Raw genomic sequence first — 24,173 nt, forward strand, 5'->3', positions numbered from 1 at the left:
AAGGGCCCCGCCGCATGACCCTCCTCAGCACCGCGCCCACCCCGCCGCCGCCCGCGCCCCCGGCCCCCCGCGCCTCCGCGGCCCGCCGGGCCCGGCGCGCCCTCGGCCCGTACGCCTACGTGGCCCCCTTCTTCGCCCTCTTCGCCGCCTTCGGGCTCTTCCCGCTGCTCTACACGGCCTTCGTCTCCCTCTACCGCGTCGAGCTCCAGACCCCCGGCGAGATGCAGTGGCGGGGGCTGGACAACTACGCCGCCCTCTTCACCGACACCTACTTCTGGACCTCGCTGCGCAACACCTTCACCATCGGCGTCCTGTCCACCGTCCCGCAGCTCGCCATGGCCCTCGGCCTGGCCCACCTCCTCAACTACCGGATGCGGGCCCGGACCTTCTTCCGTACCGCCGTACTGCTGCCGTACGCCACCTCGGTCGCCGCCGCCACCCTCGTCTTCGCCCAGCTCTTCGGCCGTGACTTCGGCGTCGCCAACTACCTCCTCGGGCTCGCGGGGATCGCTCCGGTGGACTGGCAGACCGGCACCGTCGCCTCCCAGCTCGCGGTCTCCTCGATCGTCGTATGGCGCTGGACCGGCTACAACGCCCTCATCTACCTGGCCGGCATGCAGACCATCCCCGCCGAGCTCTACGAGGCCGCCGAGCTCGACGGAGCCTCCCGCTGGCGGCAGTTCCTGCACGTCACGCTGCCCGGCCTGCGCCCCACCATCCTCTTCACCACCGTCGTGTCCACCATCGGGGCCACCCAGCTCTTCGGCGAACCGCTGCTCTTCGAGGGCTCCGTATCGGGCGGCATCTCGCACCAGTACCAGACCCTCGGCCTCTACATGTACGAGCAGGGCTGGGGCTTCTTCCACCTCGGCCGGGCCGCCGCCACCGCCTGGGTGACCTTCCTGCTGATCCTCGCGCTGGTCGGGGCCAACGCCCTGTACGCGCGCCGCCGCTCCCGCCAGGAGGCCGCCCGATGACCGCCCTCGCCGCCCCGCCGCACGAGCCGGCGAGCGGCCCGCCCACCGCCCCCGTACGCGGCCGCCGGGGCGGCCGGGACCGGGGGACGGGCGCGGGCTCCCGGCACGGCGGACGGCTCGTGTACGCCGTGCTCACCCTCGCCGTCCTCGTCTCGGCGTTCCCGTTCTACTGGACGATCGTCGCCGCGAGCCGCTCCAACGCCGACCTCGCCCGCACCCCGCCCTCCCTGCTGCCCGGCCCGAACCTGATGCACAACTTCCAGCAGGTCGTCGAAGAGGCCGACATCGGCAAGGCCCTGCTCAACTCCCTGATCGTGGCCGGCTCGATCACCGTCGGCACCGTGCTGTGCTCCACGCTCGCCGGGTTCGCCTTCGCCAAACTCCGCTTCCGCGGCCGCGGCCTGCTGCTCGCCGTCACCGTCTCGACCATGATGATCCCGCCCCAGCTCGCGGTGATCCCGCTGTTCATGCTGATCGCCCGGCTCCAGTGGGTCAACCAGCTCCAGGCCGTCGTGCTGCCGGGCCTCGTATCGGCCTTCGGCGTCTTCTTCATGCGCCAGATCCTGATCCAGTCCCTGCCCGACGAGCTCATCGAGGCCGCCCGCGTCGACGGGGCCTCCACCGCCCGGATCTTCTGGTCCGTCGTCGTACCGATCGCGCGGCCCGGCATGGCCGTGCTCGGCCTGCTGACCTTCATGACCGCCTGGAACGACTTCTTCTGGCCCGTCATCGCGCTGTCCTCGCAGGAGCCGACCGTTCAGGTCGCGCTGCGCCAGCTCGGCGGCGGCTACGTGCACGACCAGTCCGTGATCATGGCGGGCGCCCTGCTCGGCAGCCTTCCCGTGCTGCTGGTCTTCGGCCTCCTCGGCCGTCAGATCGTCGGCGGGATCATGCAGGGCGCCGTCAAGGGCTGACCCGCCGCCCGCCCGTCGCCCCGGCGCGCCGGTCGCGCCGGAACCCACGTCCCTCCACTCCAAGGGAGTCCTCCACAGATGACCGCCGTCGACGCACGCACCGGGACGACGACGCCGCTGCGTTTCCCCGCCGGGTTCCGCTGGGGCACGGCCACCGCCGCCTACCAGATCGAGGGCGCCGCCGCCGAGGACGGCCGTACGCCGTCCATCTGGGACACCTTCAGCCACACCCCGGGCCGGATCCGGGACGGCGACACCGGGGACGTCGCCGCCGACCACTACCACCGCATGCGCGAGGACGTGGCCCTGATGAAGCGCCTCGGCGTCAGCGACTACCGCTTCTCCGTGGCCTGGCCCCGCGTCCAGCCCACCGGCCGCGGCCCGGCCCACCAGAAGGGGCTGGACTTCTACCGCCGGCTCACCGACGAACTGCTCGCGGCCGGGATCCGGCCGGTCGCCACCCTCTACCACTGGGACCTGCCCCAGGAACTGGAGGACGCGGGCGGCTGGCCGCAGCGCGAGAGCGCCGACCGCTTCGCCCGGTACGCGCAGCTCACGGCCGAGGTGCTCGGCGACCGCGTGGCGACCTGGACCACCCTCAACGAACCCTGGTGCGCGGCCTTCCTCGGCTACGCCTCGGGGGAGCACGCCCCGGGCCGCACCGAGCCCGCCGCCGCCCTGCGCGCCGCGCACCACCTCAACCTCGCCCACGGACGCGCCGTACAGGCGCTGCGGGCCGCGCTGCCGCCGTCGGCCGAAGTCTCCCTGACCCTCAACCTGCACGCGGTCCGCCCCCTGACACCGTCGGACGCCGACCGGGACGCGGCCCGCCGGATCGACGCGCTCGGCAACCGGCTCTTCCTCGACCCCGTGTTCCACGGACGGCTCCCGCAGGACCTGGTCCGCGACACCGAGTCGCTCACCGACTGGTCCTTCGTCCGGGACGGCGACCTGCGCACGGCCGCCGAGCCCATCGATTTCCTCGGCGTGAACTACTACGCCCCGACCGTCGTCGCGGCCGGCACCTGCCCGGCGCCGTCGCCCTGGCCGGGTGCCGAGGAGCACGTCCGTTTCCCCCGGCTGCCCGGCCCGCGGACCGCGATGGACTGGCCCGTCGACGCCGAGGGGCTGTACGAGCTGCTGACCGGGCTGCGCGACCGGCTGCCGAGGGTCCCGCTGCTGGTGACCGAGAACGGGGCCGCGTACGAGGACCGAGTGGACCCGCGGGGCCGCGTCCGCGATCCGGAGCGGATCTCCTACCTCCGGGCCCACCTGGCCGCCGTGCACCGGGCGATGGCGCGGGGGGCCGACGTCCGGGGGTACTTCCTCTGGTCCCTGCTGGACAACTTCGAATGGGCGTACGGGTACGCCAAGCGGTTCGGTGTCGTGCACGTCGACTTCGAGACCCAGCGCAGGACTCCGAAGGACAGTGCCCGCTGGTACGCGGACGTCATCGCGCGCGGCGGCCTGACCGGCTCCGGCGCGCCGGAAACCGACGCCTGAGCGTGCGTACGGCCGGCCCCGGGGCTCCCCGGGGCCGGGGCGGCCGGGCGTTCCCTCCGGGCCGTCCGTTCGTTGGGGGCGTATGAGGAAAAACGATGGGGCGCGGCCGGTGCCCGCAGCCCGGGGCACCTTCGGCCGCCGGTCCCTCCTCGGGGCCGCGCTCGGGCTGGGGCCGATGGCCTGGGCCTCGGGGGGACGCGCCGTCGCGGCGGCCCCCGGACGCCCGGAGATCTTCGGCTGCGGGCAATGGGGCGCCCGCCCGCCCGCCGGGCCGGTCACCGTCCTGGACGCACCGCCCCGGCGGATCGTGGTGCACCACACGGCCACCGCCAACGTCGACGACTTCTCCCCGGAGCACGCCTTCGCGCTCGCCCGGGCGGTCCAGGCCCACCACATGGACGGCCGGGGGTGGATCGACACCGGCCAGCACTTCACCGTGAGCCGCGGCGGCCACACCACCGAGGGCCGGCACCGCAGCCTCGACGAACTGGCCGGGGGCCGGCGGCAGGTGCGCGCCTCCCACTGCGTCGGCCAGAACGACGTGGCCGTCGGCATCGAGGTCGAGGGCACCTACACCCGTACGGACCCGCCCGCCGGTCAGTACGAGGCCCTGGCCGGTCTGTGCGCCCACGTCTGCGACCAGTACGGGCTGGACCCGTACGGGATCGACGGACACCGCGACCACAACGCCACGGCCTGCCCCGGTGACCGGCTCTACGCCCTGCTGCCGCGCCTGCGCGAGGACGTCGCCGCCCGCTGCCGGCGGGGCTGGTAGCGGGGGGCTCAGGACACCGCGTACCACTGGCTGGCCCAGCCGGTGTTGATGGTGCTGGTGGACTGTTCGGCCAGGTTCAGCCGGTCCGGCAGGGAGTTCTGTCCCGTCAGGACGGTGCTGTAGCGCAGGTTCGGCGGGGTCAGTCCGGCGTTGACCGAGATCCCGGCTCCGGTGGCCTTCAGGGTGAGCCCGTTCGTGGCCCATTCGCCGTTGAGCAGGAGCGCGATGAAGTACGTCCCGGGGGCGGCGGTGAACGGCCGGGCCAGGGGCAGCGGCTTGGCCACGGCCTCGGTCATCAGCTGGGGGGAGACGTCCGCGGTGGACGCGAGCCGGGTGCCGTCCGCGCCGTACACGCCGAGGTAGCAGTTGGACAGACGGGCGGCGGGGTCGATTCCGGCCAGGCCCAGCCAGATGCTGGACCAGGTGATCCGCTCGCGCAGCACGAGCCGCACCAGGGTGACCCGCCCGCCGACCCCCGCCGAGGACTGGGCGGTGACGTGGCCCGCGTCGTTCGGATCGCCCGTCCAGGCCAGGAGGTTCTGGTCCTGGGGGCGCGGGCCCTGGAAGCCGGACCCGTCGGTCGGCGCGGTCGGGGCGGCGGGGGCGGGGGAGCTCGCGGCGCCGTGCGGGGCCGGGTCGGGCGAGGTGCAGCCGGCCAGGAGGAGCAGGGCCGTGAGGGCGGCGGCCGGGCCGGCCCAGGCGGTGGTGGTGCGCGTGCGCATGGTGGTCCCCCGTGAGGTGCGTGTGTGACGGGGTCATGTTCACACGGCCCGTACGGGTGATCGCCACCGGTCCGCCGCGGCGCCGCCCGGGGGCGGTGCGCACGGCGGCGGACCGGTGCGGGACGTCAGCCGTCGATGCGGTGCTGGGTCCAGAAGGAGGTCAGGTCCGTGGCCGTCGCGGCCTGGGCGGCCGCCTTGAACTCGGCCGTGGTCGAGACCCCGTACCAGTGGGACGTGGCGTAGTCCTTGAGGAGTTTGGCCATGGCGGTGTCACCGAGCACGCGCCGCAGGTCGTGCAGGGCGCACTTGCCGTAGCCGTAGACGACGGTGGAGTAGCGGGAGGAGTGGGTGTCCCAGTACGCCATCGGGTTGGTGATCTTCTCCGCGGCCGAGGCCCACGAGACGCTGTTCCAGCAGCTCGCGCCGGTCTTGTTCTGCGCCAGGTCGGTGGCGTAGTCCGTGAACGCCTCGTCCAGCCAGGGGCTGTTGTACTCGTCGTCGCCGACGATGCCGTACCACCACTGGTGGGCGATCTCGTGGGTGAGCGCGGTGGTGCTGACGAGGTCGAGGACGAAGCCGGGGTACTCCATCCCGCCGAACCAGTAGTTGTTGTCGATCACCGCGTCCAGTTCGCCGTACGGGTAGGCGCCGAACCGGGCCGAGTGGGCGTCGACCGCGGACTTGGCCGTGCTGAGCATGGACTGGGCGTCGGAGGAGCTGATGCCCGAGACCGAGTAGATGTTGACCGGGGTGCCGGCCGCCGAGGTGCCGGAGATCTTGGTGAACGGTCCCGCCGCCCAGGCGAAGTCACGGACCTTGGTGGCGGTGGCGGTCGTCAGGGTGCGCCCGCTGGTGCCGGGGGTGTCGACGGAGGCACCGGTGGCCGGTACGAGCAGGGTGCTCGGGTGGTCGAGGGTCACCTTGAAGTCGGAGGCCAGGGAGTAGAAGGACTCCCCGTTGTTCGTGTACGGGTCCAGGTGCCAGCCCGAGCCGTCCCTGACGGCGAGCACGGGCAGCGCGTTGCCGAGCATGCTGAAGGCCCCGTCGTAGCCGAACCGGTCGGCGCCGCTGGGCACGGTGATCCCCAGGTCGAAGCCGATGGTGGCGCTCTGTCCCTGGGTCAGCGGGGCCGGCAGGTCGATCTTGAGGGCGGTGCAGCCGACGGTGGGGGAGCCGGCGGTGCCTCCGGTGACGTTGCCGACCGCGATGGGCATGGCCGAGCAGGTGCCGTGGTAGTTGTCCCACAGCCGCAGGTACACCTCGCCCAGCGCGGTGGCGGAGGCGTTGGTGAAGGTGGCGCTCTCGTGGCCCGTCCAGACGGTTCCGCTGGCATTGCTGCTCAGGCTGACCGTGTAGGCGGGGGAGGCCGGGGTGCGGGTGGTGTCCCCGGGCGGGGTCGTGCCGCCGGAGGCGTCGAGGGCGACGTCGTCGACGACGAAGTTCGTCTTGAGGCTGGAGTCCTCGGTGCCGGTGAAGGCCACGGCCACGGTCTGGCCGGCGAACGCGGACACGTCGAAGGACTTCTGGACGTAGCCGGTGTTCTTGTCGAGGTTCGAGTACGTCGCCAGCGTCGTCGAGCCGATCTTCGCCGTCAGCTTGTCGTACTTGGTGGAGGTGGTCGTCTCGGCGGTGTCGACGTGCAGCCAGAACGTGAGCGTCGCGGAGCTGCATCCGGCCGGAACCGTGACGCTCTGGGACAGGGTGTCGGTGTGCGTGCTGCCGACTCCGTCCAGCCAGGCGAAGTGGGTCCCGCCGTGGGCGCTCTGCCCGGCGCGGTCGGTGATGACGCTGGTCTGCGACTGGGTCCAGGGCGAGGTGCCGCCCTCGAAACCGCCGTTGGCGACGACCTGGGCCGGCGTGCAGGCCGCGGCGGCCCGGGAGGCCGCCGCCGGTGCGGCGGTGGCCTGGACGGCGGGCAGTACGGCGGTGGCCAGCGCGGCGACGGCGCACACGGTCGCGGCGAGGGCCTTGTGGGGGGTGGATCTCACGCGTAACTCCTTCGGGGCGGCCGGGGTTTCCGGCCTGCTCGGCGGCGGCCCGGCCGGCCAGGGTGCGCCGAGGGCAGCCGTGGGCTGGGCGCATCGCTCGCGCGATGGCGGAGGTGAGAGGTCCGCCCGCCGCTCTGGGGTCAGGGCGGCACGGCTGCGGGGAAGCCTTCCGGATTTGTCGGGAGCATGCCATCAAGGGTGGGTAAAGTGTTCGCCCCGCATGCGGAGGCGGACGCTCCGCGCGCCGTGGCCGCCGGGCGCTGCCGCTGGTCCGGCCCGTCGGCGCCCCAGCGGGTGCGGCCTGCGGCCGAGTGGGGGAAGCTGGGGACGGTGAACGCACGACGGAGGAGAGGTCCGGTGGACGCTTCAGGAGAGGGCCGGCGCCCCCGCGGGGCCCGGCGCGGGATGCGGGTGGCGGGCCTGCTGGTCACGGCGGCGGCCCTGGTCGCGGCGGCCGTTCCGGCCTCGGCACGCACCCCGGCCGACCCGCCGTCCCGTCCGGTGGTCGTCGTCGACTGCTTTTCGAAGGCGCAGGTGCGCCCGGAGGAGTACCTGCTGGCCTGTGGGGACGGCAACAACCGGCTCGTGGACCTGCGCTGGAAGAGCTGGGGGCCGCACAAGGCCACGGCCACCGGCACCGACATGGTCAACGACTGCCGCCCGAACTGCGCGGCGGGCCGGTTCCACCCCTACCCGGTGACGGTCACGCTGAGCGCGCCGCAGACCTGGCCCGCCACGCCCGACCTGCGCCGCTTCACCACGATCCGGCTCCTCTACACCCACGCCGCGCCCGAGCCCGTCGCGAAGGACGTGACGTACCCGCTCGTCTACTGACGGCCCCGCCGCGACACCGCCGGAGGACACCACGAAGCCCCGGGATTCGACCGTCCCGGGGCTTCGTGCACTTCGCTGACCGCCCCGTTCAACGAGCGCCGGGCGGCGGGGTCACGCCGGGGAGCCCGCGAGCCTGCTCACGATGACCGCCGCGGCCGCCGCGGCGGTCATCAGGGCGCGGCGCACGGGGCGGCGGACGGAGGCGAGGGGGGAGGTGGCCATGGGGAGGGGTCCGTTCGGCGTTGCGTGCCCGTCCGGCGCGCGGGGCGCGGTACGGGGCGTGGTCGACAGGGGGTGCGGAGCCGGGCGGCCGCCCGGCACGCTCGGTCCGATCCTGATCCCGGCCGGTGAACGGGCCGTGCACCGCCGGTGTACGGCCCGACCGGTTCGGGTGGCGATCCCGACCGCCGTGCGGGGCCTTCAGCCGACCCCGGGTTCCCCGGCGGCGGTGACGACCACCGCGAGGTCGGTGCCCGCGTGCAGGAGCGCCACCGTCCGGGCGGCGATCTGCTCCAGCCGCCGCCCCAGGACCTGCTCCGTCCGCGTCAGGCCGCCCGGCCCGGCCAGGGAGCCCATCACCTCCCGGACCGCGGGGACGCCGTACCCGCAGCTCCGCAGGGCCGCGACGATCCGGGCCGCCGCGACGGCGGGGGGCCCGTAGCGGCGTGCGCGCAACGAGGTGACGCGCTCCGGGTGGACGAGTCCCTCCTGCTCCCAGAACCGCAGGGCCGACGCCCGGACGCCCAGCGCCCCGGCCAGCTCGGTGATCGTCATCGCGTCGCCGTCGTCCCGGTCCCGGTCGCCGTCGCCGTCGCCGTCGGCCGGGCGGGCTCCGGGCTCGGCCCGGATCGCGTGCACCGCCGCCAGGGCGCGCAGGGCCTCCTCCCGCTCCCGGGCCAGGCGGACGTGGACCCCGCCGACCGCCGCGGCCGCCTCGGCGAGGGTCCCGCCGCGCAGTCCGGCCAGCATCCGGCGGGCCCCCACGGGTCCGGCGGCCGCCGCGAGCCCCCGGTAGGCGCGCAGCGCGTGCACGTGCACGGCGGTGTAGGACCGGTAGCCGTTGGCGGAGCGGGCGGCGGGCGGGATGACTCCGAGCCGTTCCAGGTCGCGCACCTGCTGTACCGAGTAGCCCGACTCCCCGGCCACCTCGACGGTGCGCATCGTCCGCTCGTCCATCGGCGCCAACCCCACACAAGCACTTGAAGGTGATCCTCGAACCATGAGTACGGACACGAGTATGGAACAGATCGTCGCGACCGTGCGGGCCTTCGCCGGCGCGCACGTCAACCGCCCCGAACCGGGGGACGGGTCGCCCGAGGCGGCCTGGGGGGACGTGTTCTTCTTCTACGCCCCCGACGGGCACCCGCCGCGCAACGCGCAGCCCTACGCGACGATCGTCACCAAGGACCATCCCGGCGACGCGGCGGGCGACCTCGACCCGCCGGGCCGCTGGCGCGTCAGCATCCACGTCGGCCGTGCGGCGTTCCGCGAGCTCACGGGCGAGGAGCCGGACGCGCTGGTCCGGCCCCGCGACCACGCGGCCGCCGACGCCGTGGCCCCGCACCCGGTGTACGGGCCGTACGGCTGGATCGCGGTGGTCAATCCGGCCGCGCGGACGGCGGACACCGTGCTCGGGCTCCTGCGGGCGGCACACGACGCCGCCCGCGGCCGGTTCGAGCGCCGCCACGGGACCGCGTAGAGGTGGCCGCCCCTGCGGGGTAGGGCACAAGCTGATGTGGGGTACACGCGCCGCGAACCGGCCCGCCCGGCCGGGGCCCGCGTACCGCCCGTCTTCCCGAAGGGGACCTCCATGTCAGCTCGGACCTCCAGGACCGCCGCCCACGCCCGTACCCGTACGCGTACCCGTACGGGGCTCAGGGGGCGGGTGGCGGCGCTCGGCGCGGTCACCGTCCTGTGCGCGGCCGCGACGAGCACCGGCGCCGCCCAGGCCATCGTGGGCGGGAGCGACTCCAGCGAGCCGTACCCGTTCATGGTGTCGATCCCGATGGCCTTCCCCGACGGGACGAAGACGGTCGACGGCGTGTGCGGCGGCGCGCTGATCGCGCCCGAGTGGGTGGTGACCGCCGCGCACTGCGCGCAGGACGGACCGTTCGCGCACCCGGCCGGGACGGTCCGGATCGGGAGCGAGGACCGGCATTCCGGCGGTTCGGTGCGCAGGATCGTCGGGAAGGCCGTTCATCCCGGTTACGACGGGCAGGACGGCCGTTCGCACGACGACATCGCGCTGCTCCGGCTGGACCGCCCGGCCCCGCAGCGGCCGATCGCCCTCGCCGACCGCGCGCCCCGGGTCGGCGCCGCCACCCGCGTGCTCGGCTTCGGCACCGTCGTGGACGCGCGGGACGTCCAGGAGTGGATGTTCTCCGAGCGCCTCCAGGAGCTGGACACCCGTGTCGCCGCGACCGGCGACTGCCTGGGTGTCAAGGCCCCGGGGGAGCTGTGCACCACCAGCCGCGTCCCCGGTGCGATGGCGTGCAACGGAGACTCCGGCGGTCCGCAGATCCAGCGGATCGGGGGCCGCTGGGAGCTCGTCGGGGCCACGGCGGGCGACGGGGACTACGACGTCGACCCGGAATGCGGGGGCGGGCCCGGAGTCTGGACCTCGGTGTCGGCCTACAAGGACTGGATCAACGGCACGACGGCCGCGCACGGCTGACGGCGCGCCGGTGAACCGGCCCGGGGCGGGAACTGCCGTGACGCCCGGAACGTCCTGATGCCAGAGGGAAGCAGAAGTGCGCCCCGCGAAGACCGAAGAGACCGGAAGAACGCCGAAGAACGCCGAAGAACACCGAAGAACACCGAAGGGGAGACCGGATCGTGTGGACCGCAGGAAGTCGTCCGAGCCGCCGCGCCGTACTGACCGCCGGAATGGGGGCGGGGGCCGTGCTGGCCGGGGTCCCGTGGAGCGCGTCGGCCGCGGCCCCGGCGGCGCCCGCCGATGACGCCGGGGTCGGCCGCCGGCTGCGCGCCCTGGAGCGGGAGCACGGAGCCCGCCTGGGCGTGTTCGCCCGGGACACGGGCAGCGGGCGGACCGTGCTCCACCGGGCGGACGAGCTCTTCCCGATGTGCTCGGTCTTCAAGACGGTCGCCGTGGCCGCCGTCCTGCGCGATCTCGACCGGGACGGGGAGGTCCTGGCCCGGCGCGTCTTCTACACGGAACAGGACGTGAAGGACTCGGGCTTCGGCCCCGTCACGGGCCTGCCCGAGAACCTGGCGGGCGGCCTGACGGTGGAGCAGCTGTGCGCGGCGGCGATCTGCCAGAGCGACAACGCGGCGGCCAACCTGCTGCTGCGGCAACTGGGCGGCCCGCAGGCCGTGACCCGGTTCTGCCGGTCCCTGGGGGACCGGTTCACCCGGCTCGACCGCTGGGAGCCCGAGCTGAACACGGCGGAGCCCGGCCGGGTGACGGACACCACCACGCCCCGGGCCATCGCCGGGACCTATGCCGCACTGGCCCTCGGGGACGCGCTCGCCCCCCGTGACCGGGAGCGGCTGACGGGGTGGCTGCTGGCCAACACGACCAGCACCGAGCGCTTCCGCAAGGGACTGCCCGCCGACTGGATCCTGGCCGACAAGACCGGCGGGGGTGACTACGGCACGAACAACGACGCCGGGATCACCTGGCCCCCGCACCGCCCGCCCCTCGTGATGACCGTCCTGACCACCCACGACCGCCCCGACGCCACCGCCGACAACCCGCTCGTGGCCGAGACCGCCGCGCTGCTGGCGGCCGCGCTGTCCTGATCCCGGCGGCCCGGCCCCGCCGGGCCGCCGTTCGTGGCATCTCCCGCAATCTCCCGCAATCTTGCGGAACCGATTCTGCGTCGGCTCGTTGAAGGGCTGGGTGCACCCGCCGCCCCGGGCCCTCCGTTCCCCGGGGCGGCTTCCGTGCCTCAGGGGCGCGCGAGCCGGGCGCGCAGGGCCTCCGCGTCCGGGAGGAACCAGAGCTGCGTGCCGCGGTTGCTCTCGCGGACGAAGTCCCGCAGGGAGTCACTGGCTTCGACGTGGTGCGAGATGTCTCCGACCACGGCCAGCCCCATCCGGTAGTTGACGAACTTCTGGACGATGTCCCCGGCCAGCCGGGTGCGCAGCCGGAAGAAGTCCTCCGAGAGACAGGCGGCCGGCAGCAGGACCCACTCCGCGCCCCGGTACCAGCCCTCGCCGATGAGGTCGGTCGCATCGCGCTCGTCGCGGACGGGCGCGCCGTCGGGCGGCCGGACGAGCACGGGCGTACCGGCGAGGGTCTCGATGGTGTCGGTCATGGGGGCCGGTTCCTTTCTCCGGAGGTGCGGGCGGGCGTGCGTCACAGGTCGTCGACCACCGCGTCGATGAGGCGCAGGAGTTCGGCCGTGGTGTCCAGGCCGCCCAGGACGATGATCTTGAGGGTGGCCCGCTCCGCGTCGTGGACGGTCTCGACGCGCAGCCGGTCGGATTCCCCGCGCCCCGGTACGTTGCCGTGCCGGCCGGTGGCGGCGGCCATGATCAGGTTGGTCAGGCGGCCCACGGCCCCGGGGTCGATCCCGTCGATCTGGACGATGCCGGACACCTCGGTGTGGCGCGCGCGGCGGGCGGGCGACGGGGCGGGGAGACCGGTGAAGGCCTCCAGGTCCTCGTGCGTGATCCGGTACTGCCGCCCGACGCGGGTGGCCTTCAGCCGCCCATCCCGTACGTAGCCCCGGACGGTCCGGACGTGCAGTCCGAGCTGGTCCGCCACCTGGTCCACCGAGTAGTAGAGCTGCCGTCCCACGCCGTTCCCCCGCACCATTCCGGTCGCCCGTCCCGCATTCTTACCCTTGACGTCCCTCAAAGTACCTCAAGTATGGGAGCCGAAGGAAGTTTAGGGAGTCTTCGGCAGGAAGTTCGCGGCCTTCAGGGCGAGCTGCCGGGCCAGGTACTCCTCGGCGTCGTCCGGACGCATCCGCGCGAGGGCGACCAGCCCGGTGATCACCGTGTCCGCCACCTCGGCCTGGACGTCGGCCCAGTCGTGGCTGAACCCCTTGCGCGGGTTGCTGCCGCGGACGCCGATGACGGCCTGGGCCGCCTCGCCGAATTCCTCACCGATCTTGAGGACTTGCAGGGTCCACTGTTCCTCCTGCGACAGGCCCCGTTCCTCGGCGCGTGCCTGGAAGGTCCTGGCGAGCTCCCCGATGACGTTCCACACGTTCTCCACGGTCGTTCCCCTTCTCCGACGGGCGTACGGGCGGGCGCGAGGTGCGCACCGGCACCCTCGATGGTCAACGAGGCGGGCGCGAAGCGGTGTTGCCGTCCGGGTGGCCGGAACCCGGGGGCGGTGCACGGGTGACCTCCGGTCGCGTCACGGCGCAGCTCCGTTGACAGTCCACCGGCCACGTGCGAAAACAGCAGTAGGCCTCCTCGGCCCACGTGCCCTCCCTCGACGTACGACTCCGTCCCGGTCTCCGCCTCGGTCCCGCTCGCCACCGCGCCGGGCCCGCCGGGCGTGCCGAGTGTGCCGCGTCCGATCCACCGCCCCGCACCTGGCGGCCGTACCGCCGTCCAGGGCACGTCAACCGCATTCCGTGAACGAACGGCTCCTCCATGACCTTGCTTCCCGCGTCGCGTGTCCCCGGACGGACCTGGACGGTCCGCCTGACGGGCCACTCGGACCACACCGTCTCCGTGACCTGCAGCACCGGGGCCTGCCGGATGCCGCCCCGCTCCAAGGACACCGCGGCCATGCGGCGCTTCGCCGCCGAGCACATCCGGGCGCACGGCCGGCTCGCCACCGTGCGCCCCAACGCCGCCTGCGCCTGCCGGGCCGCCGAGTGCGCCTTCCACGAGGACACCCGGGCGTCCTGTACCGGGGTGCCGCTGCTCATCCTCGTCCACAACCCCGCGGTGGGGCAGGTCTGGACGCTCGCCGAGGTCTGCCAGGCCTGTGCGTCCCTGATCCACCACATCACCATCCTGGGGCGCGCCCAGGGCCCGTCGGGCGCGCGCACCGGCCCGGCGGCTCCCGTGCAGCCGGCCGCCGCCGCACCGGTCGCCCCCCAACGCGTGGCCGTGGCGGGCGGCTTCTCGTCCCCCGAGGCCGCCCCCGAAGCCGTCGCACGCCGCCGCCCCCACCGGGGCGGGCCCCGTCGCGCCCGCTGACCGTCCGGGGCCGCCGACCGTCCGGGCCCCTACGGGCGGGTGGCGGTGACCAGGTAGTAGTCCAGGATCCGCTGCTCCCAGGCGGTCAGGAAGTTGCGCGGCCAGGTACCCGGCTCCCAGAGGCGGGAGAGCCAGCGGTCCCAGCCGGGCCAGACCTGCGCTCCGATCGAGCGGGCCCGGACGTCCACCAGGCCGTGGTCCGTCAGGGCGTCGGTCAGCCGGGCGACGGGCCGGGCGATGTCCAGGCCGCTGGCGAACGAATCGAGCAGCCCGGCCAGCCGTTCGGCGTGACCGGGGGCACCGTCGACGGTGAAGAAGCTCGCGACGGCCACCCGGCCGCCGGGCCGCAGCACCCGGGCGGCCTCCCGGGCGAAGGCGGACAGGTCCGGGAAGTGCTGGGCGGCCTCGACGCTGTACAGGCAGTCGAACTCCCCGTCGGCCAGGGGCAGGCCCTCGGCCGCGCCCAGCACGAACCGCAGCCGCTCCGGCCCCGCCGCCAGCAGCGCCGCGTTGGCCCCGCGGGCCCGTTCCAGCTGCTGGGGGTGGATGTCGACCCCGGTGACGGTCCGCGGCCCGTACTCCTCCAGGGCGAGCGCGCAGCCGAGCCCCAGACCGCAGCCGACCTCCACGGCCCGGCCGCCCCCGGGGGCGGCGGCGTCCAGCACCTGCCGGTAGAGGTCCTGTTCGCTGCGGATCCGGTCGGCCGGCGACAGCGGGTCCGCCAGGTCGACGGAGGCCCAGTACCCGAAGTTGATGAACCCGCCCGCGAAGACGGGAACGGCACTGAGATCGGCCGGACCGTACGTGTCCCACACCGCGGGCGGCACCGCCGGCACCGCCTCGCCCCGAGCGTCACCCGTCAACGTCCCGTCACCTCCTCGCACTCCGGTGACGGACGGCCCCGTACCGGTACCCCAGTGTGACGCGGCGGCGCCCCGTCGCGACAGAGCGCCGCCCCGGCGTCCGGCGCGCCACCGCCAGGCGGCTTCCGGGCCGGGGCGCCGGACTCGTGGCCGGTTGTCATGCATAGGATCGGTGGCCTGCCGACGGGGGAGAATTCGAAATGCCAGACGAATCCGGCCAACTGTGGGGCCGTGGGGACACGGCCTTGACGGACCAGCAGGTGGGCACACGGCTCAACGGGGCGCCCGGCCCGGGTCAGAGCCCGATGGGGCCGTACGCGCCGGGCAAGGGTCCCACGGGGCCCTTCGTCCCGGGATCGCCGGGATCCCCGGCATCGCCGGGCGGGGCCCCGGACTTCGCCTCCTCGCCCGCGGAGAAGAAGGCCGCCGCCACGACGATCGAGAACGAACTCCAGCCCGACACCAAGAAGGCCGCCGGACACGCCGACACCACCACCGAGACCGCCCGCAAGGGCTTCGACGGCTGGGAAACCGCCGCCGGACTGAAGACCGTCGCCGACACGTGGGACCAGCAGGTGAAGACCCTCATGGGGCGCCTGGCGGGCGAGAAGAGCGCACTGCGCGGGGCGAACTCCCTCATCACCGGCAACGACACCGGGCTGCGCAGCCAGTTCCTGACGTCCCCGTCGAAGCTGAACGGCCTGTAGGGGGAATCATGGCGCTGAAGTACCACGAGGTCATGAACACCGACCTGGGCCTGCTCGGCACGGCCGCCGCCAAGTGGGACTCCATGGCGGGCGAGCTGAAGAAGGTCGAGACCCGCTACGGCGAATCCGTCCAGAAGATCACCATGGGACCGGACTGGTCCGGCGTCAGCGCCGGTACCGCGCACACCAGTTTCAAGGCGACCCGCTACGAGTACACCGCCGCCCAGAGCCAGGCCAAGGCCATCGCCAGCCTGCTGCGCGACGCCCACGAGGGCTTCACCGACCTCAGGAAGAAGCTGGAGAGCGCCCGCGCCGACGCCGTCGCCGCCGGGATGACCGTCTCCGAACAGGGACACGTCGCCTTCGACTACGCACGGCTCACCCCGTCCGAGCGCAGCGCCTACCACCACGACCCCGACGGGCAGAAGGCGATCGGCGAGGCCGTCGGAGCGTGGCAGAAGCACCTCGACGACCGGGTGAGCGCCGTCAGCGAGCTCGACGTACACGTGCGGGCGGCGCTGAGCGCCGCCGTCGTCGACAGCAACCGCGACGCCCTCGGCAAGGGCGCCGACGAGACGCTGACCGGCTTCAACGCCCACCCCGAGGGCGACCTCGCGAAGGCCCCGAAGACCCTGCCCGGCGATCCGGGCACACCGGGGAAGAGCGACCCCACCACGGTGACCGGACCCGACGCGGGCTTCTCCGTCAGCGGAACCAAGTACGGCAAGGAAGGCTCCGTCAAGGCGTACGCGGACCTCTTCCACGCCACGGCCAAGGGATCGGTGACCGACGGACGCTGGACGCTCTCCGGCGTCGACGACATGTACGCCGGAGCCCGGGCCAGCGCCAACTGGGGCTTCACCGACCAGGGCGTCTCCGGCAAGGCCGAGGCCTCCGCGGGCATCAGGGCGCTGACCGAGGGCCGCGTCGAGTACGGTCAGATCGGCGGCTACGGACGGCTCGAAGGCTTCGCCGGAGGCGAGGCGTCCGTCAGCGCGAAGGCCACCAAGACCGAGGTCGGCGTCGGCGCGAAGGCCTTCGCCGGCGGCAAGATATCCGGCGCCACCGGCGTGGAGGCCGGTGGCATCGGCGTCGGTGTGACGGGCGAGGGCTGGGCGGGCGCGGGCGCGGAGGCCTCGTGGGGCGTCCGCAAGGACCCGGACACCGGCGCGTGGAAGATCGGCGGCAAGGCCGGACTCGCCCCGGGTCTCGGCGGCGCCGTCGGACTGGAGATCACCGTCGACCCGCACAAGGTCAGCGAGGCCGCCGGAGACGTCGCCGACTTCGTGGGCGACACCGCGGGCGACGTCAAGGACACCGTCGGCGGCTGGTTCGACTGACGGACCCGCCCCCGCACCCCGTACCCCTGCTGGAAGGAACACCCGACATGCCCACGGCACTGCCGGTACCGATCGAATTCCGTCTGCCCGAGGGCTGGCTCCCGGCCCGCGGCGACGTGGACCCCGGCGTGGCCTTCGCGGCGGTGCACCCGCACCCCGACTCCGGATTCGCCGCCAACATCACCATCGACGGCGGGTTCCCGCCCGAGGAGGCGAGCCTGGTCGAACTCGCCGACGAATCGGCGGAGCGGCTGCGCCAGGTCGCCGGCTCCGTCCGCCTCGTCCACCGGCGCGAGGCCGGGACCGCCGATTCGCCCGCGCTCACCCAGCGGCTCACCTTCAGCGCCGTCGCCGGGGGCGTCGCCCGCGACCTCGTCCAGTCCCAGGTCTACCTGGCGCTCGTCGACACCGCCGACCCGCACCGCAGGGCCGTGCTCCGGCTGGCCCTCACCGCCACCGCGGCCCAGCACGACGGCGTCCTGCCCGACTTCCAGGAGTTCGTGCGCAGCGTACGGCCCGACACCGGGGAAGGGGCCTAGCCATGGGCCGCCTCTGGGACGCGTACACGGGCACGAGGCGCCCGGACCCCGCCGTACGGGCGGTCACGACCACCGAACTGCGCGAGGTGCTGCTCGCCGTGGGCGCCGGGGACGTGCCGTTCACCGTCGGCGAGGCCGGGGGGCACGGGGCCGACCTGGTGGCGTCGTGGCAGGTGACGGAACCCCCGACGGGTTCCGGAGCGGCCCGCCGGCAGGTCGAGCGCACCTTCCGGATCTGGCTGCGGCTGGTCCCCGGGGAGCGCGAGGTGCGCGCGGCGGACGAACAGTGGGCCGTGACGCGGGCCGGCGCCCCGCCCGGCCGGACCGTGCAGCGCGAACACGGCCGCGGTCCCATCCGGCGGGTGCACAAGGAGTGGTCCTACGAGCGCGGTCCCGACGGAACCCGGCAGAAGGTGGTCTCCTTCGACCTGCACGTCACCCGGGACATGAAGAACCCGCTCCGCGACGCCGTCCTCGCCGCCGGCTGGACCTGGCACGGGGTGCGCAAGTGCTGACGCGGGCGGCCCGTGCTCAGGCCCCGCCGGTGAACGGCCAGGCTTCGATGTCCCGGTAGTGGATCGGCCCCGGTCCGCGCCCCACGTTGCTGCCGACCAGGTGCAGCCGCTCCGCCTCCCAGGGCCGCCCCGTGAACCCGGCCAGCCCGGCGGCCGCCTCCACCGCACAGGAGGGGGTGTCCCGACGGGACCGGGCCAGGGTCAGATGGGGCCGCAGCGGCCGCCCCTGGAAGACGACCCCGCACTCCCCGACCAGGGTCCGCACCGCGTCGGCCAGCCCGTGCAGCCCCGCGAGGTCCCCGTCGATCCCGCTCCACAGCACCCGCTCGTCGAAGTGGCCGCCGCCGCGCAGCGCCAGGGACAACGGGCGCCGCCCGGCCGCGAGTCGCGCCAGCGGCGGCCGCAGCAGCGCGACGGTGGACACCGGCAGCTCCCCGAGGAACGCCAGCGTGATGTGCCAGTCCTCGATCCGGTTCCACCGCATGCGCGGATGCGCCTCGTACGCGGGACGCAGCTCCTCGGCCAGCTCGTCCTTCGCCGCGTCGGGCGGAGCGAGGGCGATGAACAGCCGGACGGTCGGGCTCTGCGGCGGCCCGGCCACCGGGGACGTCCTGTCGTGCTCGGGTGCTTCAGTCATCTTCTGTTCCGTACGTGCCGTGCTGCCGTCCAGCGCGGGGCGGGGCGGGCGCCGGTAGCGCGATCGACCGCAGGAGTCTACCGGCCCCCCGCCACGGCCGGACGGCAGCGGGCCCCGGGCCCTTGGTCCCCGGGGTCGGGGCGAACGGCCCGCGGAGTGGCCCGCCGGACGGGTGTGCAATGGAACGAGAGGCCGGCGAAGGGGCCGGGCCCGTGGCGGAGGGTCGTCGTGAAGGTCGTGGTGAAGGAAGAGAAGCGCGGATTCTGCACCCTGTGCAAGTCCCGCTGCGGTGCGGTCTACACCATCGAGGACGGCCGGCTCACCGGCGTCCGCCCCGATCCCGACCACCCCACCGGCGCGGCGATGTGTCCCAAGGGGCGCTCCGCCCCGGAGATCGCGCACAGCACCCGACGGCTCACCACCCCGCTGCGCCGGACGAACCCCAAGACGGACCCCGACCCCGGCTGGGTGCCGGTCTCGTGGGACGAGGCCATGGACGAGATCGCCGCCCGCCTCGGAGCCATCGCCGCCGCCGACGGGCCCGAGGCGGTCGCGTTCGCCGTCGCCACCCCCTCGGGCACGATGGTCTCGGACGCCACCGAGTGGATCGAACGCCTCGTACGGCTCTTCGGCAGCCCGAACACCGTCTACAGCGCCGAAATCTGCAACTGGCACAAGGACTCCGCCCACGCCTTCACCTTCGGCACCCCGCTGCCCCCGCCCGACTACGCCGCCGCCGGCCTCGCCCTGTTGTGGGGCTTCAACCCGGCCAAGACCTGGCTGGCCCAGTCCACCGCCATCGCCACCGCCCAGAGCCGCGGCATGAAGCTGGCCGTCGTCGACCCGCGCCGCTCCACCAGCGCCCTGCGCGCCGACCGCTGGCTGCGGGTGCGCCCCGGCACCGACGCCGCGCTCGCCCTGGGCCTCGCCCACCTGCTCATCGAGGACGACGGGTACGACGACGCGTTCGTCCGGGCCTGGACCAACGGGCCGCTCCTCGTCCGCGCCGACACCGGCCGCTTCCTGCGCGCCCGGGACCTGCCCGGGCAGGACCCGGCCGGCCCGGGCTTCGCCGTCTTCGACGAGGAGCGCGGCCGGGCCGAGGCGTACGACACCGCCCGCGCGGCCCGCCGCCCCGAACGCTTCGCCCTGCGCGGAGTCCGGCCGATCACGCTCCGGGACGGTTCCGTCATCGGCTGCGAGCCCGCCTTCGCGCACTACGCGCGGGCCTGCGCCGCCTGGCCGCCCGCCCGGGTCGCGGCCACGACCTGGATCCCCGAGCGGGAGGTCCGGGCGCTGGCCGCGGAGATCGCCGCCGCCCCGTCGGTGACGTACTACGGCTGGACCGGCGTCGGGCAGAGCGCCAACGCCACCCAGACCGAGCGCGCCCTGGCCACCCTCTACGCGCTGACCGGTTCGTACGACGCGCCGGGCGGCAACCGGGTCGCCCCCGCCCCGCCCTACCGCGCCGCGTCCAGCCCACATCTGATCGCCCCCGGGCAGCGGGCCAAGGCCCTCGGCCTCGACCGGCACCCGCTCGGCCCGCCCGCGTCCGGCTACGTCAACGCGGGCGACCTGTGCACCGCCGTGGAGACCGGACGCCCGTACCCGGTCCGGGCGCTGATCGGCTTCGGCTCCAACCTGGTCGTCGCCCAGCCCGGCTCCGACCGCACCGCGCGGGCCCTGCGCACCCTCGACTTCCAGGTCCACCTCGACCTGTTCCACAACCCGACCTCCGCCAGCGCCGACATCGTCCTGCCCGTGAACAGCGCGTACGAGCACGAGGCCCTGCGGTTCGGCTTCGAGGCCGGCCACCGGGCGCAGGAGCAGGTACAGCTGCGCCCGCGCATGGTGGAGCCGCAGGGGGAGTCCCGCAGCGACACCGAGGTCGTCTTCGACCTGGCCCGCCGCCTCGGGCTGGGCGCGGAGTTCTTCGACGGGGACATCGAGGCGGCCTGGAACTGGCAGCTCGAACCCCTGGGCCTGACCACGGAGGAACTGCGCGCCCACCCCGGCGGGATCCGCGTCCCGCGCCCCGACACCCCGCGCGGCTACGCGGCCCCGGCCGCTCCGGCGGCGCCGCCCGCGCCGGCCGCACCCTGCGGGTCGGCCGCTGCGGCCGCCGTCCCGACCGGAGCCGCCGGAGCCGCCGGAGCCGCCGGGTCCGTCTCCGGGGACGGGTCCGTCTCCGGGGACGGGTCCGTCTCCGGGGACGGGCCCGTGGCCGGGTTCGCCACGCCCACCCGCCGCGTCGAGCTCTACTCGCAGCGACTCCTGGAACACGGCTACCCGCCCGTCCCCGAGCACCGTGACCCCGCCCCCACCACCCCCGCCTTCCCCCTCGTCCTGACCTGCGCCAAGCACGGGTACTACCTCCACAGCCAGCACCGCTCCGTGTCCTCGCTGCGCCGCCGCGCAGCCGACCCGGCGGTCGACCTCCACCCCGCCACCGCCGCGGCCCGCGGCATCGCCGAGGGACAGTGGACCGAGGTCAGCACCCCGCTCGGATCCATCCGCCTGCGCGCCCGCTTCGACGCCTCCCTCCACCCCGGCGTCGTCGTCGGCGAGTACGGCTGGTGGCAGGACGCCCCGGACCTGGCCCTGCCCGGCGCCGACCCGACGGGCCCCGGCGGGAGCAACTTCAACCGGCTCGTGGGACACACGGTCACCGACCCGCTCAGCGGCTCGGCGCCGCTGCGCGCCGCCGCCTGCGAGATCCGCCCCGCCCCCGCCGACGGGGCCTGGCCGGGCACCCGCCCCTTCACCGTCACCGCCCTCGACGAGGCCGGCCCCGCGGTGCTCGCCGTGCGCGTGGAACCCTGTGACGGCGGGCCCCTGCCCGACCACCGCCCCGGTCAGCACGTGAGCGTGCGGGCCGAGGGGCCGGACGGCGGCCCCCGGGACGCCGCCGGGGCACGCTGCTACTCCCTGACCGGCCCCGCCGTCGAACCCGGCCGCACCGGCTACCGGTTCGCCGTGCGCCACGTCCCCGGCGGAAGCTTCTCCACCCTCGTCCACGAGGGGCTGCGGGTCGGCGACCGGCTTCACCTCGGGACCCCCTCCGGGGTGTTCGCCGTACCCACCCACACCGGCCGGCCGGTGGTCCTCCTCGCGGGCGGCATCGGCGTCACCCCCTTCCTCGGGTACCTGGAGACCCTCGCCCGCACCGGCGGCACCGTCCCCGAGGTCGTCCTGCACCACGGCAACGCCAGTGCGGCCGACCACCCCTTCCGCGAGCGGCTGCGGGAGCTGGCCGCCCGGATTCCCGCGCTGCGCGTCATCGGCCACCACACCGACCCGGCCGGCCGCGCCCACGGCCGGACCGGCCGGATCACGGCCGCCGACATCGACGCGGACCTCATCGGCCGCCGCGCCCGCTTCTACCTCTGCGGCCCCGAGCCGATGCTGCGTTCCCTCACCGAAGGCCTCGTGGAGCGCGGCGTACCCCGCTTCGAGATCTTCAGCGAGAAGTTCCGCGCCGCACCCCGCGAGCCGGACCTCCCCGACGACGCCGCCTTCACGGTCCGCTTCGCCCGCTCCGGACGCGAAGTCACCTGGCGCAAGGACGACGGCACCCTCCTCGCCCTCGGCGAGGCCGCGGGCGTCGCGATGCCCAGCGGCTGCCGGGTGGGCCAGTGCGAGAGCTGCGCCCGCACCCTCCTCGAAGGGCGGGTGACCCATCTGGTCACCCCGTCCGACGACCTTCCCGACACGGACGTACTGACCTGCCAGTCCGTGCCCGCCTGCGATCTCGTCCTCGACGCCTGACCGGCGCCGGGGGCCGCGCCGTCTCCCGTCTCCCCCTATCCGGGTGATCGAACTGGCGGGCGGCGCGGTGTACGGCCTTCTCGTGCAGGCTGGCAGCTCCACGGGCGCCGGCCCCCGAGCACCGAAGGAACCACCATGAGCAACCCGTACCCCGGCCAGTACCCGCCCCCGCCCTACGGACACCCCGTCCCCCCTCAGCCCCCGAAGAAGAACAGCGTCGGCAAGATCATCGGAATCGGTTGCGGCGGCCTGGTCGGCCTCTCGGTCCTCCTCGCGGCCTGTGGCGCGCTCATGGCGGGCGGCGACGCGGTCAAGGACGGCGAGGCCAAGGGCCGGAAGGCGGCCGCGGCGCCGCCCGCCGCGGACCCCGCCGGGCCCGACCCGCTCCCGGCTCCGGTGAAGGCCGCCGCGCCGGAGGTGGAACTGACCGCCTCGACGGCGGAGTTCAGGCCCACCCTCCTTTCCGAGGGCCGTGACTTCACGTCCGTCCGGGTCACGGTGACGAACAACGGTGACGAGGAAGTGAGCGTGAACGTGCTCTACTTCGAGGTCACCGCGCAGGACGGGACGCGCAGGAGCGCCGAACTGGCCGCGGCCGAGGACCAGATCGACACCGTCCAGCTCGCCAGGGGCGAGAAGGTCACCGGCACCGTCACCGTGAAGGGCAAGCTGGCGGCGAAGACCGTCCACTTCAAGAACGGCCTGCTCGGCAAGACGTACAGCGCCCCCGTCAGGTAGGGCGGGCCGGAGACTTCCCGGGAGGCCCGGTCCTACGGCCCGGTCTCCTTCCTCCGGCGCTCCGGCTGCGCACACGGGCACATCGAGCGCTTCCTGCCCGCGCTCAGTCGCGCCGGAGCGGCGGCGGGTCGACGGGCGCGGCCAGCCGGGTGCTGAGCCTGAACCGCAGTTCGCCCGCCGCCCTCCTGACCACCTCGGGGCGAACGCCGTCGTCGAGCTCGCCGAGCAGGATCATCAGGGCCCGGGCCTCGTCGGCGCTGATCAGCTTCAGGCGGGGCTCGGTCACCCCGTCGAGGAACACGTCCAGCATCTCGTCCATGGGGAGCACAACGCGGCAGGGCGCCCCGACGTCACGACACCGCGCGGCCCCGCGCTCCCGCCGGCCGGTCCGCCCCCGGGACCCGGGGAAGAAATCTGCCACGGCGGTGGCAGATCGGCCGGGGAACTGCTGCTGATCTGCCACAACTGTGGCAGGGTCAGGTGTGGGCCCGGTGTGTGGGCCGGGTGTCCGTTCGGTGTGGTCCGTGCTGCTGGGAGTGTGACCGGTGACAGAAGCCTTATCCGTGCCCCCCGCCGTCCTGGACCGGATCGCCGACCTCGGCGCCCGGCTCGGGCGCGGCCGGCAGGAGGTGCTGGACCCCCGGGCGCTGAGCCTGGCCTCCGGCGTCCCCCTCGACGTGGTCCGGGAGCTGCTCCGGGGCCGGCCTGCCGGGGAGCCGGACATCCACCGCCGCTTCCGCCAGCGCCTCGACCTCCTGCACGACGCGCACCGCAAGGACAACGGCCGCAAGTACTCGCACGGCGAGATCGCCGCGCAGAGCGGCATCTCCCGCCAGCAGGTCCAGGCGCTGCTCGGCGGCGACCGGCGGCCCACGATGGACCACTGCTCGCGGCTGGAGAAGTTCTTCCGCCGCCCGGCCGGGTTCCTGCAGTCCGAGGACGCGGACGCGCTGGCGGGCGCGCTGGCCGAGGTCGAACAGGCGCTGCTGCGGGAATGGACGGCGCGCGACGCCGCCGCGTCCCTGTACGCCCGGCACGGCGTCGACGGAATCGCCCTGCGCGCGGCATTGCTGTCCGAGGGCGACCGTACGAGGCTGCTCCAGTGGCTCGACGCGTACATGACCGAGCGGTCGGCCGGAGAAAGCCCGGCGCGGGCTCCGGACATGGCCGCCGGTCCGCGCTGAGGGCCGCGGCGGGAGCGGGCGGCGGCACGGGGCGGCACGG

The 24,173-nt window shown here is 74.4% G+C and carries 25 protein-coding genes; 16 read left to right on the forward strand and 9 right to left on the reverse strand.

Annotation, left to right across the window (positions count from 1 at the left end; translation table 11 throughout):
• Positions 1-14: 14 nt before the first annotated feature.
• The 4 genes from ACGFXC_RS04270 to ACGFXC_RS04285 all read left to right on the forward strand — a co-directional run bounded on the left by ACGFXC_RS04270 (position 15) and on the right by ACGFXC_RS04285 (position 4,169).
• A complete protein-coding gene (locus ACGFXC_RS04270; RefSeq protein ID WP_393709272.1) occupies positions 15-977 on the forward strand; it encodes a carbohydrate ABC transporter permease in 963 nt (320 codons plus the stop codon).
• Positions 974-1,891 carry a carbohydrate ABC transporter permease gene (locus tag ACGFXC_RS04275; protein ID WP_393709274.1) on the forward strand — a complete coding sequence of 306 codons (918 nt, stop codon included), beginning with the start codon at positions 974-976 and terminating at the stop codon, positions 1,889-1,891. The genes ACGFXC_RS04270 and ACGFXC_RS04275 overlap by 4 nt, the downstream gene beginning before the upstream one ends.
• A gap of 78 nt (positions 1,892-1,969) precedes the next feature.
• The gene (locus ACGFXC_RS04280; RefSeq protein ID WP_393709276.1) at positions 1,970-3,394 is read left to right on the forward strand and encodes a GH1 family beta-glucosidase; all 1,425 of its coding nucleotides are present in this window, start codon (positions 1,970-1,972) and stop codon (positions 3,392-3,394) included.
• Between the two features lie 109 nt (positions 3,395-3,503).
• Positions 3,504-4,169 (forward strand): peptidoglycan recognition family protein, encoded by a 666-nt coding sequence (locus tag ACGFXC_RS04285; protein WP_393709278.1) that lies wholly within the window; start codon positions 3,504-3,506, stop codon positions 4,167-4,169.
• An 8-nt stretch (positions 4,170-4,177) separates the two neighbouring features.
• On the opposite strand, the gene ACGFXC_RS04290 is transcribed toward ACGFXC_RS04285, so the two are convergent.
• Positions 4,178-4,891, reverse strand: a complete 714-nt coding sequence (locus tag ACGFXC_RS04290; RefSeq protein ID WP_393709280.1) for a hypothetical protein — start codon at positions 4,889-4,891, stop codon at positions 4,178-4,180.
• 125 nt (positions 4,892-5,016) lie between these two features.
• On the reverse strand, positions 5,017-6,879 hold the full coding sequence (locus ACGFXC_RS04295; RefSeq protein WP_393709281.1) for a M1 family aminopeptidase: 1,863 nt from the start codon (positions 6,877-6,879) through the stop codon (positions 5,017-5,019).
• A 357-nt stretch (positions 6,880-7,236) separates the two neighbouring features.
• On the opposite strand from ACGFXC_RS04295, the gene ACGFXC_RS04300 reads away from it, so the two are divergent.
• Positions 7,237-7,713 carry a hypothetical protein gene (locus ACGFXC_RS04300; protein WP_393709282.1) on the forward strand — a complete coding sequence of 159 codons (477 nt, stop codon included), beginning with the start codon at positions 7,237-7,239 and terminating at the stop codon, positions 7,711-7,713.
• 420 nt (positions 7,714-8,133) lie between these two features.
• Here ACGFXC_RS04300 and ACGFXC_RS04305 read toward each other — a convergent pair whose 3' ends face one another.
• Positions 8,134-8,889, reverse strand: coding sequence for a MerR family transcriptional regulator (locus tag ACGFXC_RS04305; protein WP_393709283.1), 756 nt, complete (start codon positions 8,887-8,889; stop codon positions 8,134-8,136).
• Between the two features lie 61 nt (positions 8,890-8,950).
• Between ACGFXC_RS04305 and ACGFXC_RS04310 the strand changes: the two genes are divergently transcribed.
• The 3 genes from ACGFXC_RS04310 (at position 8,951) to bla (ending at position 11,475) form a co-directional block, all read left to right on the forward strand.
• Complete coding sequence (locus ACGFXC_RS04310; RefSeq protein ID WP_393709611.1) at positions 8,951-9,412, forward strand: DUF6194 family protein; 462 nt, start codon at positions 8,951-8,953, stop codon at positions 9,410-9,412.
• A gap of 111 nt (positions 9,413-9,523) precedes the next feature.
• On the forward strand, positions 9,524-10,387 hold the full coding sequence (locus ACGFXC_RS04315; RefSeq protein ID WP_393709284.1) for a S1 family peptidase: 864 nt from the start codon (positions 9,524-9,526) through the stop codon (positions 10,385-10,387).
• A gap of 161 nt (positions 10,388-10,548) precedes the next feature.
• On the forward strand, positions 10,549-11,475 hold the full coding sequence (gene bla, locus ACGFXC_RS04320) for a class A beta-lactamase (protein WP_393709286.1): 927 nt from the start codon (positions 10,549-10,551) through the stop codon (positions 11,473-11,475).
• Between the two features lie 149 nt (positions 11,476-11,624).
• On the opposite strand, the gene ACGFXC_RS04325 is transcribed toward bla, so the two are convergent.
• The 3 genes from ACGFXC_RS04325 to ACGFXC_RS04335 all read right to left on the reverse strand — a co-directional run bounded on the left by ACGFXC_RS04325 (position 11,625) and on the right by ACGFXC_RS04335 (position 12,901).
• The gene (locus tag ACGFXC_RS04325; RefSeq protein WP_393709288.1) at positions 11,625-11,993 is read right to left on the reverse strand and encodes a DUF4180 domain-containing protein; all 369 of its coding nucleotides are present in this window, start codon (positions 11,991-11,993) and stop codon (positions 11,625-11,627) included.
• Positions 11,994-12,034: 41 nt separating this feature from the next.
• The gene (locus ACGFXC_RS04330) at positions 12,035-12,478 is read right to left on the reverse strand and encodes a helix-turn-helix domain-containing protein (protein WP_393709290.1); all 444 of its coding nucleotides are present in this window, start codon (positions 12,476-12,478) and stop codon (positions 12,035-12,037) included.
• A 90-nt stretch (positions 12,479-12,568) separates the two neighbouring features.
• Complete coding sequence (locus ACGFXC_RS04335; RefSeq protein WP_393709292.1) at positions 12,569-12,901, reverse strand: MazG-like family protein; 333 nt, start codon at positions 12,899-12,901, stop codon at positions 12,569-12,571.
• A 467-nt stretch (positions 12,902-13,368) separates the two neighbouring features.
• On the opposite strand from ACGFXC_RS04335, the gene ACGFXC_RS04340 reads away from it, so the two are divergent.
• Positions 13,369-13,842, forward strand: a complete 474-nt coding sequence (locus tag ACGFXC_RS04340; protein WP_393709294.1) for a hypothetical protein — start codon at positions 13,369-13,371, stop codon at positions 13,840-13,842.
• Positions 13,843-13,871: 29 nt separating this feature from the next.
• Here ACGFXC_RS04340 and ACGFXC_RS04345 read toward each other — a convergent pair whose 3' ends face one another.
• Positions 13,872-14,705: a class I SAM-dependent methyltransferase gene (locus ACGFXC_RS04345; RefSeq protein ID WP_393709295.1), complete on the reverse strand. Its 834-nt coding sequence runs from the start codon at positions 14,703-14,705 to the stop codon at positions 13,872-13,874.
• A 200-nt stretch (positions 14,706-14,905) separates the two neighbouring features.
• Here ACGFXC_RS04345 and ACGFXC_RS04350 point away from each other — a divergent pair, with 200 nt between their 5' ends.
• Genes ACGFXC_RS04350 through ACGFXC_RS04365 form a run of 4 tightly spaced genes read left to right on the forward strand, consistent with a single transcriptional unit; the run spans position 14,906 to position 17,806 of the window.
• The gene (locus ACGFXC_RS04350) at positions 14,906-15,412 is read left to right on the forward strand and encodes a hypothetical protein (protein WP_393709297.1); all 507 of its coding nucleotides are present in this window, start codon (positions 14,906-14,908) and stop codon (positions 15,410-15,412) included.
• 8 nt (positions 15,413-15,420) lie between these two features.
• Positions 15,421-16,752 (forward strand): hypothetical protein, encoded by a 1,332-nt coding sequence (locus ACGFXC_RS04355; protein WP_393709299.1) that lies wholly within the window; start codon positions 15,421-15,423, stop codon positions 16,750-16,752.
• A 47-nt stretch (positions 16,753-16,799) separates the two neighbouring features.
• Positions 16,800-17,291, forward strand: coding sequence for a hypothetical protein (locus ACGFXC_RS04360; RefSeq protein WP_393709301.1), 492 nt, complete (start codon positions 16,800-16,802; stop codon positions 17,289-17,291).
• Between the two features lie 2 nt (positions 17,292-17,293).
• Complete coding sequence (locus tag ACGFXC_RS04365; RefSeq protein ID WP_393709303.1) at positions 17,294-17,806, forward strand: hypothetical protein; 513 nt, start codon at positions 17,294-17,296, stop codon at positions 17,804-17,806.
• A gap of 16 nt (positions 17,807-17,822) precedes the next feature.
• Here ACGFXC_RS04365 and thpR read toward each other — a convergent pair whose 3' ends face one another.
• On the reverse strand, positions 17,823-18,443 hold the full coding sequence (thpR, locus tag ACGFXC_RS04370; protein ID WP_393709305.1) for an RNA 2',3'-cyclic phosphodiesterase: 621 nt from the start codon (positions 18,441-18,443) through the stop codon (positions 17,823-17,825).
• Positions 18,444-18,671: 228 nt separating this feature from the next.
• On the opposite strand from thpR, the gene ACGFXC_RS04375 reads away from it, so the two are divergent.
• Both ACGFXC_RS04375 and ACGFXC_RS04380 read left to right on the forward strand, forming a co-directional pair.
• Complete coding sequence (locus tag ACGFXC_RS04375) at positions 18,672-22,211, forward strand: molybdopterin-dependent oxidoreductase (RefSeq protein ID WP_393709307.1); 3,540 nt, start codon at positions 18,672-18,674, stop codon at positions 22,209-22,211.
• Positions 22,212-22,346: 135 nt separating this feature from the next.
• Positions 22,347-22,949: a DUF4352 domain-containing protein gene (locus ACGFXC_RS04380; protein ID WP_393709309.1), complete on the forward strand. Its 603-nt coding sequence runs from the start codon at positions 22,347-22,349 to the stop codon at positions 22,947-22,949.
• A gap of 103 nt (positions 22,950-23,052) precedes the next feature.
• On the opposite strand, the gene ACGFXC_RS04385 is transcribed toward ACGFXC_RS04380, so the two are convergent.
• A complete protein-coding gene (locus ACGFXC_RS04385) occupies positions 23,053-23,268 on the reverse strand; it encodes a hypothetical protein (protein ID WP_393709310.1) in 216 nt (71 codons plus the stop codon).
• 226 nt (positions 23,269-23,494) lie between these two features.
• On the opposite strand from ACGFXC_RS04385, the gene ACGFXC_RS04390 reads away from it, so the two are divergent.
• On the forward strand, positions 23,495-24,133 hold the full coding sequence (locus ACGFXC_RS04390) for a helix-turn-helix domain-containing protein (RefSeq protein ID WP_393709312.1): 639 nt from the start codon (positions 23,495-23,497) through the stop codon (positions 24,131-24,133).
• The last annotated feature ends 40 nt before the right edge of the window (positions 24,134-24,173 follow it).

It is taken from the genome of Streptomyces sp. NPDC048507 (genome assembly GCF_043199995.1).
Lineage (GTDB): Bacteria > Actinomycetota > Actinomycetes > Streptomycetales > Streptomycetaceae > Streptomyces.